Consider the following 17,732-nt stretch of genomic DNA (forward strand, 5'->3'; position numbering starts at 1 on the left):
AGGCAGCCCACCGGCCGGGGCCGGAGGCAGCGGAAAAGGGATTGCGCCGATTATACGGGCAACCGGCCTGGCTCGCGGCGGCGCGTCGGCAGCTAAACGGCAGCTTACCTTCCACCTGAATGGGCGTTTTCGTAATCGATTCCAGCAAGAATGCGTTAAGGCGGCCAGCGCCTTAATGAAATTGCGACATCGCAGACAGGAGCAATCCCATGAACCGCAAACGCATCGTGACTGTTGTGCTTTCCTCCATCCTGGCGCTGGGCTCCGTGGCCCCGGCAGCGTTTGCCGACGACTGGGGCCGCGGCCACGACCGTCGTGGTCATGATCGCGACGATCGCCACGACCGCGATCACCGTGGCAATTGGCGCAACGACCGCCGCGACTGGCATGACGAGCGCCGGGCCGACCGCCGCGATGACCGCCGTTACTACAGCAACGGCTACCGCGAGGGGTATCGCGATGCCCGTTATCAGGACCGTCGCTACGACCGCAACCGGGTCTATGTCTACGATCGCCCCAGCTACTACCGCGCCGGCCCGCCGCCGCGCCCGTACTGGGCCCGCGGTCAGCGTTACCACGGCCCGGTCTACGTGGTCAACGACTACGACCGCTACAACCTGCGCCGCCCGCCGTATGGCTACCGTTGGCAGCGCGACAACACCGGCAATCTGCTGCTGGTGGCCATCGCCACCGGGGTGATCGCCGACCTGGTGCTCAATAACTAAGCCTGTCTACCGTCCGGGTCAGGCCTGGTTAGGCAGGGAACCCGCAAAGGCGCACTCCGGTGCGCCTTTGTCGTTCAGGGGGAACCTGTCATGGCGCGCCTGGCCTCGCCAGCGTCTCAATTGGTCACCTGTCCATGCGGGGGCTTACAATCTGCGCCCCTACTGGCAACAGCTGCCCCGGAGCTCTGCATGTTCTCGCGCGACGTCCGACTGGAAACCTACGACCCCGAACTGGCCCAGGCCATCGCTGCTGAAGCCGGCCGCCAGGAGGATCACGTCGAGCTGATCGCCAGCGAAAACTACTGCAGCCCGCTGGTGATGGAGGCCCAGGGCAGCCAGCTGACCAACAAGTACGCCGAAGGCTACCCGGGCAAGCGCTACTACGGTGGTTGCGAGTTCGTCGACATTGCCGAGCAGCTGGCGATCGAGCGCATCAAGCAGGTGTTCGGCGCCGATTATGCGAACGTGCAGCCGCATAGCGGCTCGCAGGCCAACCAGGCGGTGTATCTGGCGCTGCTGCAGCCCGGCGACACCATCCTGGGCATGAGCCTGGCCCATGGCGGCCACCTCACTCACGGCGCCAAGGTCAACGTCTCCGGCAAGCTGTTCAACGCCGTGCAGTACGGCGTCAACGAGCAGGGCCTGATCGACTATGACGAAGTCCAGCGACTGGCCACCGAGCACAAGCCGAAGATGGTCGTGGCCGGGTTCTCGGCGTATTCGCAGAAGATCGACTGGGCGCGTTTCCGCGCCATCGCCGACAGCGTCGGTGCGTATCTGTTCGTGGACATGGCGCATGTGGCCGGCCTGGTCGCCGCAGGCGTGTATCCGAGCCCGCTGGAGCATGCGCACGTGGTCACCTCGACCACGCACAAGACCCTGCGCGGCCCGCGCGGCGGCATCATCGTGGCCAAGGGCGCGAGCGAAGAGCTGCAGAAGAAGCTGCAGTCGATCGTGTTCCCCGGCATTCAGGGCGGCCCGCTGATGCACGTGATCGCGGCCAAGGCGGTGGCGTTCAAGGAGGCGCTGGAGCCGGAATTCAAGACCTACCAGCAGCAGGTGGTCAAGAACGCGCAGGCGATGGCCAACACGCTGATCGCGCGTGGCTACAAGATCGTGTCCGGCGGCACCGAAAATCACCTGATGCTGGTGGACATGATCGGCCGCGACGTCTCCGGCAAGGATGCAGAGGCCGCGCTCGGCAAGGCGCACATCACTGTCAACAAGAACTCGGTGCCCAACGACCCGCGCTCGCCGTTCGTCACCTCCGGCCTGCGCCTGGGCACCCCGGCAATCACCACCCGCGGTTACCTGGAGCAGGACAGCATCGACCTGGCCAACTGGATCGCCGATGTGCTCGACGCCCCCAGCGACGAAGCGGTGCTGGCCAAGGTCCGCGACGCGGTGACTGCGCAGTGCAAGAAGTATCCGGTGTATGGCTGAGGTGCCGGGATTGGTGATTCGGGATTGGGGATGCGCGACAAGCGCGTCCTTGCTCCTGCTGTTGCCAATCCCCAATCCCCACTTCCCAATCTCGGCGACCTGATGCACTGCCCCTTCTGCCAGCACAACGACACCCGCGTGATCGATTCGCGGGTGTCCGAAGACGGGACGACGATTCGTCGGCGTCGCGAGTGCGAGGCGTGTGGCGAGCGTTTCAGCACCCTGGAGACGATCGAGCTCAAGCTGCCGACCGTGGTCAAGAGCGATGGCGGGCGCGAGGCGTTCGATGCGCGCAAGCTGCGCACCAGTTTCGACCGCGCGCTGCAAAAGCGCCCGGTGTCCGAAGAGCAGATCGAAGCGGCGGTGCGCGCGGTGGTGCATCAGTTGCGTATGTCCGGCGAGCGCGAGGTGGGCTCGCTGCGCGTGGGCGAATACGTCATGGTCGAGCTGCGCAAGCTGGATCATGTGGGCTATGTGCGCTTCGCCTCGGTGTACCGCAGCTTTCAGGACGTGGCCGATTTCCGCGAGGAAATCGAAAAGCTCGAGCGCGAGCTCCCGGTCGGCATCGAGCAGTTGCCGTTGCTGGAAGCGGCCCTGGAGCGCGCCGGCAAGCCCGGCAAGCGGTGAGCGCGATGCGCATCGCGTGCGTGGCCGACACGCCGCAACTGCTGCCCGCCATCGCGCAGGCGCATCTGCAGGCCTTCGGCAGTCTGTTGCCGGACTGGAATTTCGATCAGGCCTTGAGCGAGTTGCGCAGCCACACCCGCGACGGGGTGATCCCGACCACGTGGGTGGCGCTCGATCAGGCGCAGTGGCTTGGGTCGGTCAGCCTGCTGGAAAACGACGATTCGCGCATTCGGCAATGGTCGCCATGGCTGGCGTCGCTGTACGTGCAGCCGCAGGCGCGCGGGCAGGGCATCGGCGAGGCGCTGGTGACGCACTGCGTGCAGGCCGCCGCGCGCATGGGCGTGCCGGCGTTGTACCTGTATTGCCAACCAGTGCTGGTGCCGTTTTATCAGCGGCTGGGCTGGCAGACGCATGCAGAATTACTGCTGGGGCCGATGCAGATCGTGGTGATGTGTATCGAACCGCAAGCGGCAACGCAATGAGCGCAACGGCCGACGACCATCGCTGGATGGCGCAGGCATTGCGCCTGGCCGAGCGTGGCGCCTACACCACCCGCCCCAATCCGATGGTTGGCTGCGTGATCGTGCGCGATGGCGTGTGCGTGGGCGAGGGCTTTCATCAACGTGCCGGCGGCCCGCATGCGGAAGTGTTCGCGCTGCGCGCGGCCGGCGCGCTGGCGCGTGGCGCCACCGCCTACGTCACGCTGGAGCCGTGTGCGCATTACGGACGCACGCCGCCCTGTGCCCTGGCCTTGATCGATGCCGGCGTTGCGCGTGTGGTTGCGGCGATGGCCGACCCGTTTCCGCAGGTCAACGGCGGCGGATTTGCGCTGCTGCGCGAGGCCGGAATCGAAGTGCTCAGTGGTGTCCTGCAAACACAGGCGCGCGCGCTGAATCGTGGATTTCTGTCGCGGGTGGAGCGTGGGCGGCCGTGGTTGCGGGTCAAGCTCGGCGCCAGCCTGGATGGGCGTACGGCGCTGGCCAGCGGTGAATCGAAGTGGATCACCGGAAGTGACGCGCGCGCAGACGTGCAGCGCTGGCGCGCGCGTGCGGGCGCGATCCTCACTGGTGCGGGCACGGTGCTGGCCGACGACCCCTCCATGACGGTGCGGCTGGGCGATGACACGCCGGTCGTGCCGCCGCTACGCGTGGTGCTCGATGCCGGGCTACGGACGTTGGCGTGCAGGAACCTGCGTCAGGGCGATGCGCCCACGCTGTATCTGCATGGCGAGGATGTCGCCGCGCCGTCGCTGGACGATGCGCAGTTCCTTGCGATGCCGTTGCAAGCCGGCCGCTTCGATCTGGCGGCGGTGGTGGCACTGCTTGGCGAGCGCGGCATCAACGAGGTGCATGTGGAAGCCGGCGCAACGCTGGGTGGTGCGCTGCTGCAGGCCGGCCTGGTAGACGAACTGCTGGTCTACATGGCGCCGGTACTGCTGGGCGATACCGCCAGGCCGCTGCTGGCCGGGCTGGGCATTGAGACGATGGCGCAGCGCGCTGCGTTGCAGCTGCTGGATGTGCGCCAGCTGGGTCAGGATCTGCGTCTGCGCTATGCGCCGGTTGTTGCCGGGTGAGCGCTGCATGGCGCGCGCGATGCAGCGCAGCTGTGCTGTTGCGCGCATGAAAAAGGCCCCGCATGCGGGGCCTTGGTGTATATGCGACGCGCCGATCAGAAGCTCGCGCGCACGCCGACCTTGTACTGGTTGGCGTCGTCGATGAACTGCGCTTCGGCGACCAGGCCCCAGGTGCGGGTGAAGTTGACCTGACCACCCAGGGTGCCGACGAACTCGCCTTCGTCCACGTCGCTACCGTCGATGTAGCCGGCCTTGATCCAGGCTTCGGTCCGCGGCGAGGGCTTGCCGCGCAGGCCCAGGTTGGCGAAGCCCAGGTTGGTCGAATCGGATGCCTTGTCGATCGAACGGCCGCGCAGGCGCAGATCGGATTCGACTTTGGTGCGCAGCACGCTGATGTCGGCGGTGAACTCGACGCGCTCGGTCATTTCCTGGCGGTAACCGATACCCGCCGTGGCCTGCTGCAGGGTGCCGTCGATCACGAAGCCGCTGCCGAGGTTGTAGTCCTTGGTGGCACGCTCGTAGCTGGCCAGCAGGTAGACCGGCTGGGCAATCTGCCAGGAGCCGCGGATGTAGCCGCCATCGATGTCGTCGGACGCGTCGTTGACGTTGATTTCGGTCCGGTTCCAGCCGCCTTCGACGTAGGAATAGCTCAGGCCTTCGGCCGATGCGGCAAACGGTGCGGCGGCCAGCAGGGCAGCCAGAATCAGGGTGTTACGCATTGGATGTCTCTCTCCGAATTGATGTCCGTGTCTCCGTCCCTTTGCGGGAGGGAAAAAAGCGACGTCTCCCGTCGCGGCGCGTAAATTAACAGATCCTTCACAATCCTGGCTATGGGGGATTTCCCCACATGACGCAGTGTCCTGCCAGCCTTGGCCCACGCTCAGCCATCGCGCCGATGTGCCCTGTTAGACTTTGCGCACCGGTTCGCCGGTACTCACGAACGTCTTCAGGGCGGGGTGCGATTCCCCACCGGCGGTAGGCATGCGCAAGCATGCGAGCCCGCGAGCGCTTGCACTTCAGGGTTGAGCGGATCCACGCGAAACCCCTGCTGCGCAAGGTCAGCAGATCCGGTGCGATGCCGGGGCCGACGGTATAGTCCGGATGAAAGAAGACGGCCAACGCGCAGCCTTGCGGCTGTGCGCGCGCCTGTTTGCCTTGTGGCGTTTTTCGCTCAACTCCTGCGAGAAACGACTATGTCCATGCGTCACCCGTCGCGCTGCGTCGCGATCTTCCACCGCACCCCGTCCGCGCTGTCGTCATCAACGACGGGGGGGCGCTGATGTTTACCGGAATCATCGAAGGCGTCGGCCATCTGGCGGCGCGCCAGCCGCAGGGCGGCGATGTGCGTTTCACCTTCGCCACCGGCAACCTGCCGTTCGAGGCGGTGCAGCTCGGCGAGAGCATTGCCGTCAACGGCGTGTGCCTGACCGTGATCGCCTTCGACGCGGGCAGCTTCCAGGCCGATGCCTCCACCGAAACCCTGTCGCTGACCACGTTGGGCGCCTTGCCGGAAGGTGCGTTGCTCAATCTGGAGCGTGCGATGCGCCCGACCGACCGCCTCGGCGGGCATCTGGTCAGCGGGCATGTCGACGGCCTGGGCCAGGTGCAGTCGGTACATGGCGATGCACGGGCGCAGCGCTGGCGGTTTGCCGCCACGCCGGCCGTGTTGCGCTATGTCGCCAAGAAGGGCTCGATCTGCGTGGACGGGGTCAGCCTCACCGTCAATGAAGTGGACGCGGACGGCTTCGAGGTCGCGTTGATTCCGCACACGGTGGCCAACACCGCGTTTGCGCAGACCGCGGTTGGCGCGCAGGTGAATCTGGAAATCGACCTGGTGGCGCGCTATGTCGAACGCCTGCTGGGCACGCGGGGTGCGGCATGAATTTCGCACCCGTTCCGGAATTGATCGAGGAACTGCGCGCCGGCCGCATGGTGGTGATCGTCGATGACGAGGACCGCGAGAACGAAGGCGATCTGATCATGGCGGCCGAGCTGGTCAAGCCGTCGGACATCAACTTCATGGTGACCCACGCGCGCGGGCTGGTGTGTCTGTCGCTGACCCGCGAGCGCTGCGCGCAGCTCGGCCTGGCGCCGATGGTGCGCAACAACACCGCGCAGTTCCAGACCAACTTCACCGTCAGCATCGAGGCGGCCGAAGGCGTGACCACCGGCATCTCCGCCTACGACCGCGCACACACCGTGCGCACCGCGGTGCGGCCGGATGCCAAGCCGCAGGACCTGAGCCAGCCGGGGCATATCTTCCCGCTGATCTCCCAGCCCGGCGGCGTGCTGACCCGCGCCGGCCATACCGAAGCGGCTAGCGACCTGCCGATGCTGGCCGGGCTGGAACCGGCCGGCGTGCTGGTGGAAGTGCTCAACCCGGACGGCAGCATGGCGCGCCGCCCGCAGCTGGAAGTGTTCGCGCGCGAGCACGGGCTGAAGATGGGCTCGATCGCCGATCTGATCGCCTACCGCCTGGCCAACGAGCACACCGTCGAGCGCGTGGACGAGCGCGAGATCAGCACCGAGTTCGGCCCGTTCACGCTGGTGACCTACCGCGACCGCATCGCCCACGACCTGCACTTTGCGCTGGTGCGCGGCACTGCCGATCCGGCCACGCCGACGCTGGTGCGCGTGCAGGTGGAAAACCCGCTGGCCGATCTGCTGCACTGGCAGCGCGACGACTTTGGCGTGGCCGCCACCGATGCATTGCGTGCGATCGCCGCCGAAGGGCAGGGCGTGATGGTGGTGCTGTCGGCGCCGCGCGACAGCGAATCCTTGCTGGCGCGGTTGCGCCAGCAACCGGAAGCGGCCACCAACGCAAAGGACGTCAGCCAGTGGCGGCGGAACGGGGCCGGGGCGCAGATCCTGGCCGAACTGGGCCTGGGCAAGCTGCGCGTGCTGGGCACGCCGCGGCGTCAGGTGGGCCTGGCCGGGTTCGGGCTGGAGGTGGTGGAGTACCTGGAATGCCACGCGGGCGAAGGGGTGCGCTCGGTGCCGGCGGCCGCGCTGCCCTGACGTGGCGCGGGCGGCCTGGAGCCGCCGCTGTCCGGTGGTTGCAGGGCGCGCAACAGGAACCGCGCTGTCCGAGTGGTTCGCGCGGTTGCTGCGTATCGACCCTGCCAGCTGCGAGCTGCACAGCCCGTGCTGCGCGCTCCACATTCGTTTCCTGGCGACATGGCCGGGGCTGCTTCGGCACCCCGGCCGCCACGTACCGGCCGGGCCAGGGCCCTGCAGCTGTTAAACTTGCCGCCCCCTCGAGTTGCCGACCCGCATGACCCACTACGAAGGCGATCTCCGCCCCACCACCGCGCGCTTTGCGATCATCGCCAGCCGCTGGAATGCCCGCATCACCGACGCGTTGGTCACCGGTGCGCGTCAGAGCCTGGCCGGCAACGGCATCGGCGAGGACGCCATCGACGTGATCCGCGTGCCGGGCGCCTGGGAAATCCCGATCGCCGCCAACCGCCTGGGGCAATCCGGACAGCATGCGGCGATCATCGCGCTGGGCTGCGTGATCCGCGGCGACACCCGCCACTACGAACACGTCGCCGACCTGTGCGCCGAAGGCCTGATGAGCGTGCAGTTGCAGACCGGCGTGCCGGTGCTCAACGGCGTGCTGGCGGTCGAGCGCGTGGAAGATGCCGAGGCGCGTGCCGGTGGCAGCCATGGCAACAAGGGCGAAGAATGCGCGCTTGCGGCATTGGAACTGGTCAATTTGATGGAGTTGTTGCCATGAGCAAGTCCGGTGGACACGCCCGCCACGTCCGTCGCGACGGCATCGACCCGGTGCTGCGTTCGCGCGCGCGTCGGCGTGCCTTGCAGGCGGTGTATGCCTGGCAGATTTCCGGCGGGTTCGCCAAGCAGGTGATCTCGCAGTTTGCGCATGAGCAGGCGCACGAAGTGGCCGATCTGGCCTATTTCGAAAACCTGGTCGAAGGCGTGCTGAGCAACCGCGCCGAGCTGGATACCGCGCTGACCCCGTATCTGGATCGCGGCGTGGAAGAAGTCGACGCGATCGAGCGCGCAGTGCTGCGTCTGGCTGCCTACGAGCTGCTGTATCGCCAGGACGTGCCGTACCGCGTGGTGATCAACGAAGCGATCGAAACCGCCAAGCGCTTCGGCTCCGAGCACGGCCACACCTACGTCAACGGCGTGCTGGATCGCGCCTCCGTGGAGTGGCGCAAGGTGGAGTCGGGCGCCAGCGGCGCTAGCGGCGCCTGAAGCGCCTCGGGATTGGGCAGTTGGGATTGGGGATTGGCCGCGGCGCTGGTCCCTGCCAATGTGCGCCGTGACCAATCCCTACTGCCAAATCCCCAATCCCGGCCCTTCAAATGCCCGAATTCGATCTAATTGCCCGCTTGCGCGCGCGCATTGCGGCGCGTGCGGATGTGCCGTTGGGGATTGGCGACGATGCGGCATTGCTGCAGCCGCCGCCGGGCGAGCAACTGGCGATCACCGCCGATACGCTCAATGCGGGCGTGCATTTCCCGCACGAGACGCGTGCCGAGGATCTGGGCTGGAAGACGCTGGCGGTCAATCTGTCCGACCTGGCCGCGATGGGCGCGCAGCCGCGCTGGTGCACCCTGTCGCTGTCGTTGCCGCACGACGATGCTGCCTGGGTCGACGCATTCGCCGATGGATTCTTTGCACTGGCCGATGCGCATGACATTGCGCTGGTCGGTGGCGACACCACGCGAGGGCCGTTGGCGTGTGCGGTGACCGCGATCGGCAGCCTGCCGCCGGGCGCGGCGCTGCGTCGCGATGGCGCGCGTGTGGGCGACGACGTCTGGGTCACCGGCGCGCCGGGCGAGGCGGCGGCGGCCTTGTCGCTGTGGCAGGCCGGCCAGCTGGACGTGACCTGCGCGGCGGCTGATCCGTTGCACGAACTGTGGCGCGGCCGGCTGCTGCGCCCGCAGCCGCGCGTGCAGGCCGGGCTGCGCTTGCGTGGGCTTGCGCAGGCCTGTGTGGACATCTCCGACGGCTTGCTGGCCGATCTGGGCCATCTGTGCGAACGCAGCGGCGTGGGCGCGCAGCTGGCGCTGGCGGCTCTGCCGGCGATGCCGCGCAGCACCGGGATCAGCGCGCTGCAATGCATCGGCTGGCAACTCGGCGGCGGCGACGACTACGAGCTGTGCTTCACCGCCGCCGTGCAGCACCGCGACGCGGTGGTGCAGGCAATGGACTTCGCCGGAGTCGCGGTGACGCGCATCGGCCAGATCGTCGCCACGCCGGGCGTGATGGTCCACGACGCCGACGGCAACCCGTGGCAGCCGCCGCAACGCGGATATCAGCACTTCGTGGGCTGAGCTGAGCGCGCGGGAGGCGTGGCGCGGGCGTGCTGCATTGCAGCCAACGTCTGCGGGTCGGGAGCGGCCATGCGATGGCATCCGCCGGCTTGCACTTCAGCACGTGCCAGCCATTGCGGCGCCTACGCTCCCGAATCCCGAATCCCGAATCCCGAATCCCGAATCCCGAATCCCGAATCCCGAATCCCGAATCCCGAATCCCGAATCCCGAATCCCGAATCCCGAATCCCGAATCCCGGCCCTTGAGCCATACCGTACCGTCTGGTACGTTCGCGACGTTCTCCCCCGAACCACGGATGCATGGCAGTTGCCGCTGGGCCATCCCGGCCCGGCCTTGCGTGGGAGAGATCCGCATGAACAAGCGTTGGATCGGAGGCATCGCCGCACTGGCGCTGCTGGTGGCATCGGCGTCGGCGGTGGCGGGCGCTTTCAGCAAGACCTACGAACGGATTCCCGGCTGGGACGGCGCGCCGATGGGCGCACTGGTCTTGGTGCCGCAAGGGCAGGGTAGCGGGCCGTTTCCGCTGATCGTGATGCCGGCCAGTTGGTCGTTGCCGAATCTGGAATACCTGGGCCGCGCGACCCAGCTGGCCAGCGATGGCTACGTGGTCGTCAGCTACACCTCGCGCGGGTTCTGGGATTCGGCCGGGCAGATCGATATCGCCGGCGCCGACACGGTGGAAGACGTCAGCGCGGTGATCGACTGGGCGCTGGCGCATACGCCGGCCAATGCGAATGCGATCGGTGCGTCGGGCATCTCGTATGGCGCGGGCATCAGTCTACTGGCGGCCGAGCGCGATCCGCGCATCAAGGCCGTGGCTGCGCTCAGCGGCTGGGCCGATCTGGAAGCGTCGCTGTATTCCAACCGCACCGTCAGCCAGCAAGGCGTTGGGCTATTGGTCGGTGCCGGCGCGTTGACCGGACGTCCCGGCCCGGATCTGGCGAAGATCAGCACACGGGTTGCCGTTGGCGATTACGACGGCGCCGTGCAGGGCTTCCTGCCGCAGGCCGCGTCGCGCAGCCCGGCAAGCGATGTGGCCGCGCTCAATGCGCGTGGCACGGCGGTGCTGCTGGGCAATGCCTTCAACGACGGCCTGTTTCCGCCGAACCAGACCATCGCATTCTTCAATCAGTTGCGCGGGCCCAAGCAGCTGCTGCTCAGTCAGGGCGATCATGCCACCGCGGAGCTGCCGGGCGCGCTCGGCCTGCCCAACGAGGTCTACACGGCGACCACGCGCTGGTTCGATCGTCATCTCAAGCAGCTGCGTAACGGCGTGGACAGCGAAGCGCCGGTGCGGCTGTCGCCGCGCGCGGGGCAATGGCTGGAGTACGCGGACTGGGCGTCGGTGCAACAGGGCAACACGCGCCTGGGGTTATCCGCACCTTCCGGATTGCTCAGCCCGACAGGCGGGCTGATCGGCGGCACCGCCAGCGGATGGCAATCGCGCATCGCCACCGATGTGCCGACGTTGGCCGACTCGGGCGTGGTCCTGGTCAGTGGCCTGTTGCAAGGCATCGGTGTGCCGGTCACCACCTCGATTCCGTTGGTCAATCGTATCGGCGCGGCAGTGTGGGTGGGTGCGCCATCGAACACGCTACGGCGGCTGGCCGGCAGTCCATCGCTGCGCGTGACCGTGGTACCCAGCCAATCGAAAGTGAGCCTGTTCGCCTATCTGTATCGCATGGACGCGCTAGGCGTGGCACAACTGATCACGCATGCGCCGTACTCGCTACGCGGGGCTAGACCTGGCCAAGCAGTGACGCTGGATTGGCCGCTGCAAGCGGCTGCTACGGAGATTCCGGCAGGGCAGCGCCTGGTGCTGGTGATCGACACGCAGGACGTGCGCTACACCGATGCCAGCGATGGTGGCGGCACGGTGACGTTTACCTCGCCGGCGGCAACGCCATCGGTATTGAACGTGCCGCTGCGGTAACGCTGCGTTGGGCTGACTCGGATAGCGCAGGGTCCGGTCATCGTTCAATGCAAGCCGAGCAACGCGCAAGCTTTGGAAAGTATCGATTAACTCTCAGAGCGGTGTCCTCGCGCTTGCGGGACCCTTGGCGGCATGGATGCCGCCAAGGAGCTTCAAGGGATGGATTCACGGCGTGTCCCGCAAGTGATGAGGGTGCTGCGCGCTCGACTCATCGAGTTTTTGAATTAAGCATTTGGTCGCGTCCGGACAATGCCAACGTTCTAAGTCGCGATTGGGTTAGGCGTTTGTGTTTCGAGAGTTCGAACAGTACGGATAGATCAGTTGTAGAGCGGTTGCTCTGCGGCCTGGCGGGAGGGCCCTTGCCCGCCCACCCTCGCGGGACACGCCGCAAGTACGTCCATGTAGGCTCTTACGCGGCATCCATGCCGCGCAAGGTCCCGCGACGGTGGGCGGGCAAGGACCCGTCGAGATGGTCAGTGTGCACGGGCAAGCAGGGCATGACATGTCGAGATGGTCGGTGTGCGTGGTTGTCTTTGGAGATCCGGGGTGCGCGGATAGGTCAGCTGTAGATCGGCGTGTCCTGAAGCCGGCGAGGGCGCCGCGCGCTGGCCTTGTTTTCAGGCCGCAAAGGTATGCGGTTCGGCTGCAAATGCCACGGCCAGTGCGCCCTTGCCGACGTTGACCATGCCGGTCAGGCTCATCACGCTTTCGAACAATTCCACGTTGTGGGTCTGACAGGCGCTTTGCAGGGCGGCGTAGCCGGGCAGGGCGTGCAGCTCGGCCAGTTCGCCGCCGTAGCCCACGCAGACGGTCGGTGTCATCAAGCCCTCGCGGATCTTGCGCACGGTGAAGCCGAACAGCTTTTCGGTCGACGGCTCGAAGCCTTTCAACTTGGCCACCGGTTCGGTGACACCGCGGTAGGCGCGCAGCACTGGCTTGATGTCCAGCGCACTGCCCAGCGCGGCGCTGATCAGGCCCACGCTGCGATCGCCCTTGGTGCGTGCACGCGCACGCAGGTAGTAGAGATCGCGCGGAATCATGTAGCCGTAGGTGTGTTCGGCCAGCTGTTCGAGCCGGCTGCGGATTGCCGCCACGCCCTGACCCTGCGCGCGCAGGCGTACCGCTTCCACTGCGGTGATGCCCTGGCCGGCAAACAGGTTGAGCGTATCGATCACGCGCAGCGCGAACGGCGAGGTGTGGCCGGCGGCCTGCCGGATCGGCTTGTAATCGTTGAGGATCGCGAAGCTGGCCTGCATCGCGTTATCGAAGATCTGGCTGCGCAGCTTGGAGATGGTCAGGCAGAACACGTGGTCGTAGTCGATGACCAGCCGTTGCAGGAACAGGTCGCGAATCTGGTTGACCGAAAACGGCGTAGTTTCCGCTTCGTGCCCACGCTCGGCCACATGTGCCTGCAGAAAGCTCAGCGTCGCTTCCTCATCGCGGTGATCGGCCAATACCGCTTCGCCGATACGTACGCTGATCGGCAATACGATGACGTTGTTTTGTTGAATGAAGTCCTGCGGCAAATCGCAGGCACTGTCCACCACGATTCCGATGCGCATCGTCGCCCCCTCCGGCTGTTGCGTTATCTGTAACTGCGAACGCTATCGCAAAACAGCGGAGGCGAGTAGGGCTGTAGGTCGAAAGCTGGGCACCCCTACGCAAGAGCGCGCGAGGGGAGCCCCGCGCACTGCCACCAGGCAAGCTCGACGCATTCGAATAGGGCCTGGAGCAAGCAGCCGCAGGTGTGGCCGGAACGCAGACCACCGCTATGTGGCTCTGCACCATTCGCGCGCACCTCGCCGTCATGCAGATGACCGGTACACGCTGTCGCACTGCGATTTACCTTGCGAACTGAGGATCGGCGCACGCTTCGGCTGCAAGGTGGCGCCCGCTATCGCAGATGGCGAGCGAGGCCTGCTGCAATTGCTATAGCTCCCGTCACAACGCCGCTGCTAGGGTCCGACGCGACCGCTGCAAAGCGGCTCTCGACGCTGCCGCACCGGCATCGCCGCGCTGAACTTACTCGGAGAGAGTCAACATGCAAAACAGCCAATCCAGCACCCTTACTCAGACTGGCGCACAGGCGCCTACTACACGGCGGCGCGCATCGCGCTGGTGGAAGGCTGCACTGGCCGTGGGTCTGGTCGCGCTGACGCCGGCGGCGCTGGCCGGTCCCTACAAGATCTTCGGTAACCACTATGCGTGGGTCAATAATTTCAACGATCCCAACAACATCATCCAGGGCACGTTCGGCACCGGCAGCACGCCCGAGCTGACCGTCACCTTCAACTTCGCCGACTACAATCTCTACGGCTATCCGGCGATCGTGCGCGGCTGGCATTACGACTGGAACCCGACCAGCGACACGCTGTTTCCGCGGCAGATTTCCTCGCTGAGCAAGATCCCGCTCAAGTTCACCTACAGCGCCGGCGGGACCAATCTCGCAGGCGACTTTGCCTACGACATCTTCTTCCGCTGGGATACCGCCAAGGGCAACCCGCAGCTGGAAGTGATGATCTGGGGCGACCACAACTCCTGGCCGATTGGCACACTGACTGCCAGCAAGGTGATCACCGCGGGCGGGCGTACCTTCGACCTGTGGGAGGGCTTCAACTCCGGCGCCGGCTATTACGTCTATACGTTCATCCCGACCGGCACCGCCGGGCAGGCCACGCTCAAGACCAGCGGCAGCCTCAACGTGGACGCCAAGCCCTTCCTCAACTGGCTGCAGACCAACCGGTCCAAGGATGGGCGCTACAACAACAGCATGTATCTGCATGCAGCCGAGGCGGGTTTCGAAGTGGTGCGCGGCAATGGTTGGGCCAAGGTGAGCGCGACGCTGGATGCGCAGTAAGCACGATGCCCATCGGCGACATGGCCGAGGGTGCGTCATTAGCGTAAAGACCGGCGTGCAGCACACCGCACGCCGGTGATCGCACCTGCGGCGCTGGCCTGACAATCGTCAACGATTGCAGGCCGCTCGAGAGCCAACGAGGTGGCATGTGCGCGACGCACGCATTGCATGCCTCGCGTCCTGGCTGCCGACGGCTCGCGCAGCGGATCGACTGACGGCGGTCGGGCAGGCCGAGTCAGCGCGCAGGTCATATACATGGCGACGTACATCGACCGTGCAGTGTGAGGGCCTGCCGCTTTCGGAATCTCATGCACCGCCGCAATCACCGCACGCAGTTGCGCGCGGTGATTGCCATATCGGTGTGGCTGGCGCTGCTACCGCCAGCTTTGCACACGTGTCAGGCGAATGCAGGCAGTGCCACGGTCTCTGCAATGGGTGCGAGGCGTTGTTACGTGCAGCCCTTGCTTGTCCGACCACCGCTCGCTGGATTGGCGGATTGCTTACAGCGCCACCAGCTGGATACTGTCGAACACCACGGCCGGGCTGAGAAAGCCGTTGTCCGGCGATCCCGAGGCGATGCCGATCTCGATCCGGTTGCTGCCCGATTGCAGCGCAGATGCCGGGATGTCCACCTCATACAGCGTGTTGTTGCCGCGCCATGTGCCGCGGGTGATGCCGCGTGTCTTGGGCTGCGTAGGCGCGGCCGGCACCGGGCCATTCCAATGCGCATTGACGCTGATCTGCGGGCGCGCGCCGACCTGCGTCAGCGCCACGAAGATGCGCAGGCGATAGCCACGCACTTCACTCGAGCCCAGGGTGAAGTCGATACGGGTCGGGGTGTTGATGCCGCGCCATTGCACTGCCGGAAAGCTGCCCGCACTGCTCGATCCAACCGTGTAGGTCACCGGGGTCCAGCGCATGCGCTTGTCGGATGGATGCGCGCGTGGCAGCAGATCCGCATGGCGGAAACCGGCCGGCGTGCCATCGGCCGTGCCGATCTGCCATTTGATGGTCCCCGGCAGCACAACCGCTTGCAGCGCCGCTTGCGTGGTCGCGTTGGCATGGATCTCCACATCGCGTTGCGCGACCTCCAGTTCGTGCTGGTAGAGCGTCATGCGGTAGCGTCCCGGGCGCACGCCGGCGATCTGGTAATCGCCGCTGCCGTTGGCGGTGGCCCAGTACTCGGCCTGGTCGTTGCGCAGGCCGATCACGGCAGGCTGGCCGGACAGCACGCCGCTCACCCGGCCGCTCAGCGCGCCGCGCCCGTCGCTGGCGAGATAACCGGTCAACCCCAGCGTTGCATCGACGAAGGCGGTGTCCAGTTGTGCGCTGGAGGGCGTCCCGCCATCGGTGAACAGCAGCCCGTACACCCCATGCAGGCCACCGCGGAATGCCTCGGTCTGGGTGTGATCGGAATACATGTAGTTGTAGAGCTCATGCGTCACGCGGGTTTTCTGGGTGGCGATATCCTTGAAAAACGGTCCGCCGGAACTGCGCTCGCGGTTACCCATCAGCATGAACACCGCCACGCCCGAACCGCTGACGCCGTGCACCTGATCGTCCATCATGCGCCGCGCCGAATAGAACTTGGAACTGGTGCGTCCGTCCGGCAGCAAGAACACGTCCTCGCCTTCCACCGGGCTACCGACATTGGAGTCCGGCTCCTGCTGCGCATCGGGCAGCTTGGCAACGTTCAAGCGGGTGACAAAGCGCAGCTCGCCGATCGGCAGCAACGTCGGTGCATAGGTGGCCATGTAAATCGCGTTGCGGCCCTTGCGTGCGATGTAGTACTGGATCAGGTTGCCGGCCTTGGCCGAAACCACGATCGTGGCGCCCACCACGCGCGCCTCCACACTGGCGCTGCCCAGGCCGGAGGCGATCTGCGAGCCCTTGGACTCGGTGGTCTGCAGCTCGTTGTCGCGATAACGCATCGAGACGATGTCGCCGTTGCCGGCGTTGACCGCAAACACCAGCTCGGCGCCGGTATCGACAACGACACGGTCGCCGCTGCGGGTGACGCCAAATGCGGCGATGGCCGGCGCGCTGACGCCGCCGTACAGGAACAATGCGCACGCCAGGATGCGCAGGATGGTGCGGGGCATATCGATCTCCATGCCGAAGTAGAGGCGTCGCTATGGTGCCGACGCGCGATGCTAGGCGGGCTGGACAACGACGGCGATGGCCGGACCTGCAGAGCGTGCACCGCTTACAAAATGCAGTGCTGAAACGCAGCGCAGTTCACGCTCCCTCTGCGATGCGCAGGCAGGTGGGACGACGCCAGGGCGTTGCGATGCGCCAGTCGGGCATGCGCCCTTGCGCATCAGTGCGGCCGCGCTTGTCGTGCAGCGTCAGCCCAGGGCGTCGCGCGCCGAGGCGATGGCAGCCATCCACTGTTCGCGTTTGCCGATCACGAAACGGTGCTCGCCGCCGTCATGCAGCTGCACCGCCAGCGAGGTTGGCGCCACCGGCAGCAGGCCGAACAGGCGCGTCCAGCGTGGTTGCATTGCTGCAATCTGGCTCAGGTGCACGGTCAACGACCGGGTCTGTATATTGTAGGGATGCGGCTGGAAGTGCAGCGCATCGGCGGTCAGGATCAGCCGCCCGCCGACTGCTTCCAGCCCGCGTAGCAGGTTGGCCGGCGCCTGGCGCAATACGACGCGATCGATCGAGCGCAAGCCGCCTCCCTGGAACAGCGAGGTCACTGCGACGCAGCGGCGGCGCAGGCACGCCGTTGCTGCTGTTGCCGGGACGGGATGCCAGCGCTGTCGATCAGTGTCGATGAGGAGACGCAGAACATGCGGTAGGCCCGATGGAGTGTATCAATGCAGTTGTTTATCGCCGGGAAGACGCAGCGACGCGGCACGATGCCATATCGCCGATGTACGCCGCCCCGCCGCCGACCAGATACATCAGCAGATCGTGCACGGTGGCGGTATTGCCGAGCGCGATGTAGGCCGCGCTGCCCGGGCGCAGCCCGAGCCGGTCGGCCAGATGCAGCGCCTGCAGCCCTTCGATCAGGCACCCGATCGCCACCGCCAGCACGCACGCCCAGCGTGGCGGCAGCGCAAGCACACCGCGCAACCCGCAATACACCAGGATCACCGCCAGCACATCGCCCAGGCTGCCGCGCACCCACGGCCCGCCAAGTCTGCCAGCACCGATCGCCACTTCGATGACAAACACGGCGAGCGCGATCAACAGGTAGGTGCAGCGCACGCCCAACGCCATGGGGGTCACCGCGCTCCCATGCGCACGCCGCTCCCG

Annotated in this window: 17 protein-coding genes and 1 riboswitch; of the genes, 12 read left to right on the forward strand and 5 right to left on the reverse strand. The window is 66.2% G+C overall.

Annotation, left to right across the window (positions count from 1 at the left end; translation table 11 throughout):
- Positions 1–209: 209 nt before the first annotated feature.
- From AC1KVE_RS12280 to ribD, 5 genes are all read left to right on the forward strand, one after another.
- Complete coding sequence (locus AC1KVE_RS12280) at positions 210–725, forward strand: RcnB family protein (protein WP_481092129.1); 516 nt, start codon at positions 210–212, stop codon at positions 723–725.
- Between the two features lie 189 nt (positions 726–914).
- Entirely contained in the window at positions 915–2,168 is a 1,254-nt protein-coding gene (gene glyA / locus AC1KVE_RS12285; protein WP_046344297.1) for a serine hydroxymethyltransferase, read from the forward strand.
- A 102-nt stretch (positions 2,169–2,270) separates the two neighbouring features.
- The gene (nrdR, locus tag AC1KVE_RS12290; protein ID WP_006453216.1) at positions 2,271–2,795 is read left to right on the forward strand and encodes a transcriptional regulator NrdR; all 525 of its coding nucleotides are present in this window, start codon (positions 2,271–2,273) and stop codon (positions 2,793–2,795) included.
- The gene (locus AC1KVE_RS12295; protein WP_046344295.1) at positions 2,792–3,277 is read left to right on the forward strand and encodes a GNAT family N-acetyltransferase; all 486 of its coding nucleotides are present in this window, start codon (positions 2,792–2,794) and stop codon (positions 3,275–3,277) included. The genes nrdR and AC1KVE_RS12295 overlap by 4 nt, the downstream gene beginning before the upstream one ends.
- Complete coding sequence (gene ribD / locus AC1KVE_RS12300; RefSeq protein WP_481092130.1) at positions 3,274–4,368, forward strand: bifunctional diaminohydroxyphosphoribosylaminopyrimidine deaminase/5-amino-6-(5-phosphoribosylamino)uracil reductase RibD; 1,095 nt, start codon at positions 3,274–3,276, stop codon at positions 4,366–4,368. Before AC1KVE_RS12295 ends, ribD begins: the two co-directional genes overlap by 4 nt.
- 95 nt (positions 4,369–4,463) lie before the next feature.
- On the opposite strand, the gene AC1KVE_RS12305 is transcribed toward ribD, so the two are convergent.
- Positions 4,464–5,087 carry a hypothetical protein gene (locus AC1KVE_RS12305; protein WP_104567979.1) on the reverse strand — a complete coding sequence of 208 codons (624 nt, stop codon included), beginning with the start codon at positions 5,085–5,087 and terminating at the stop codon, positions 4,464–4,466.
- A 219-nt stretch (positions 5,088–5,306) separates the two neighbouring features.
- Positions 5,307–5,485, forward strand: a riboswitch (FMN riboswitch).
- Between the two features lie 162 nt (positions 5,486–5,647).
- Here AC1KVE_RS12305 and AC1KVE_RS12310 point away from each other — a divergent pair.
- The 6 genes from AC1KVE_RS12310 to AC1KVE_RS12335 all read left to right on the forward strand — a co-directional run bounded on the left by AC1KVE_RS12310 (position 5,648) and on the right by AC1KVE_RS12335 (position 11,611).
- Positions 5,648–6,250 (forward strand): riboflavin synthase, encoded by a 603-nt coding sequence (locus AC1KVE_RS12310; protein ID WP_481092131.1) that lies wholly within the window; start codon positions 5,648–5,650, stop codon positions 6,248–6,250.
- Positions 6,247–7,386 (forward strand): 3,4-dihydroxy-2-butanone-4-phosphate synthase, encoded by a 1,140-nt coding sequence (gene ribB / locus AC1KVE_RS12315; RefSeq protein ID WP_039525502.1) that lies wholly within the window; start codon positions 6,247–6,249, stop codon positions 7,384–7,386. Before AC1KVE_RS12310 ends, ribB begins: the two co-directional genes overlap by 4 nt.
- A 256-nt stretch (positions 7,387–7,642) precedes the next feature.
- Positions 7,643–8,107 (forward strand): 6,7-dimethyl-8-ribityllumazine synthase, encoded by a 465-nt coding sequence (gene ribH / locus AC1KVE_RS12320; protein ID WP_005997267.1) that lies wholly within the window; start codon positions 7,643–7,645, stop codon positions 8,105–8,107.
- Complete coding sequence (nusB, locus tag AC1KVE_RS12325) at positions 8,104–8,592, forward strand: transcription antitermination factor NusB (RefSeq protein WP_024940797.1); 489 nt, start codon at positions 8,104–8,106, stop codon at positions 8,590–8,592. The genes ribH and nusB overlap by 4 nt, the downstream gene beginning before the upstream one ends.
- A 110-nt stretch (positions 8,593–8,702) precedes the next feature.
- On the forward strand, positions 8,703–9,677 hold the full coding sequence (gene thiL, locus AC1KVE_RS12330) for a thiamine-phosphate kinase (protein ID WP_481092132.1): 975 nt from the start codon (positions 8,703–8,705) through the stop codon (positions 9,675–9,677).
- 353 nt (positions 9,678–10,030) lie between these two features.
- Positions 10,031–11,611, forward strand: coding sequence for a CocE/NonD family hydrolase (locus tag AC1KVE_RS12335; RefSeq protein ID WP_184611325.1), 1,581 nt, complete (start codon positions 10,031–10,033; stop codon positions 11,609–11,611).
- Between the two features lie 617 nt (positions 11,612–12,228).
- Here the strand turns inward: AC1KVE_RS12335 and AC1KVE_RS12340 are convergent.
- A complete protein-coding gene (locus tag AC1KVE_RS12340; protein ID WP_104544588.1) occupies positions 12,229–13,173 on the reverse strand; it encodes a DegV family protein in 945 nt (314 codons plus the stop codon).
- 479 nt (positions 13,174–13,652) lie between these two features.
- Between AC1KVE_RS12340 and AC1KVE_RS12345 the strand changes: the two genes are divergently transcribed.
- Positions 13,653–14,468, forward strand: a complete 816-nt coding sequence (locus AC1KVE_RS12345; RefSeq protein WP_046344285.1) for a GH12 family glycosyl hydrolase domain-containing protein — start codon at positions 13,653–13,655, stop codon at positions 14,466–14,468.
- 500 nt (positions 14,469–14,968) lie between these two features.
- On the opposite strand, the gene AC1KVE_RS12350 is transcribed toward AC1KVE_RS12345, so the two are convergent.
- From AC1KVE_RS12350 to AC1KVE_RS12360, 3 genes are all read right to left on the reverse strand, one after another.
- Positions 14,969–16,570, reverse strand: a complete 1,602-nt coding sequence (locus AC1KVE_RS12350; RefSeq protein WP_481092133.1) for a rhamnogalacturonan lyase B N-terminal domain-containing protein — start codon at positions 16,568–16,570, stop codon at positions 14,969–14,971.
- 246 nt (positions 16,571–16,816) lie between these two features.
- Positions 16,817–17,143: a membrane protein gene (locus AC1KVE_RS12355; RefSeq protein ID WP_024938943.1), complete on the reverse strand. Its 327-nt coding sequence runs from the start codon at positions 17,141–17,143 to the stop codon at positions 16,817–16,819.
- 157 nt (positions 17,144–17,300) lie between these two features.
- Complete coding sequence (locus AC1KVE_RS12360; protein ID WP_481092134.1) at positions 17,301–17,696, reverse strand: ribosomal maturation YjgA family protein; 396 nt, start codon at positions 17,694–17,696, stop codon at positions 17,301–17,303.
- Positions 17,697–17,732 lie beyond the last annotated feature (36 nt).

This window comes from Xanthomonas sp. NCPPB 2864 (genome assembly GCF_056675615.1).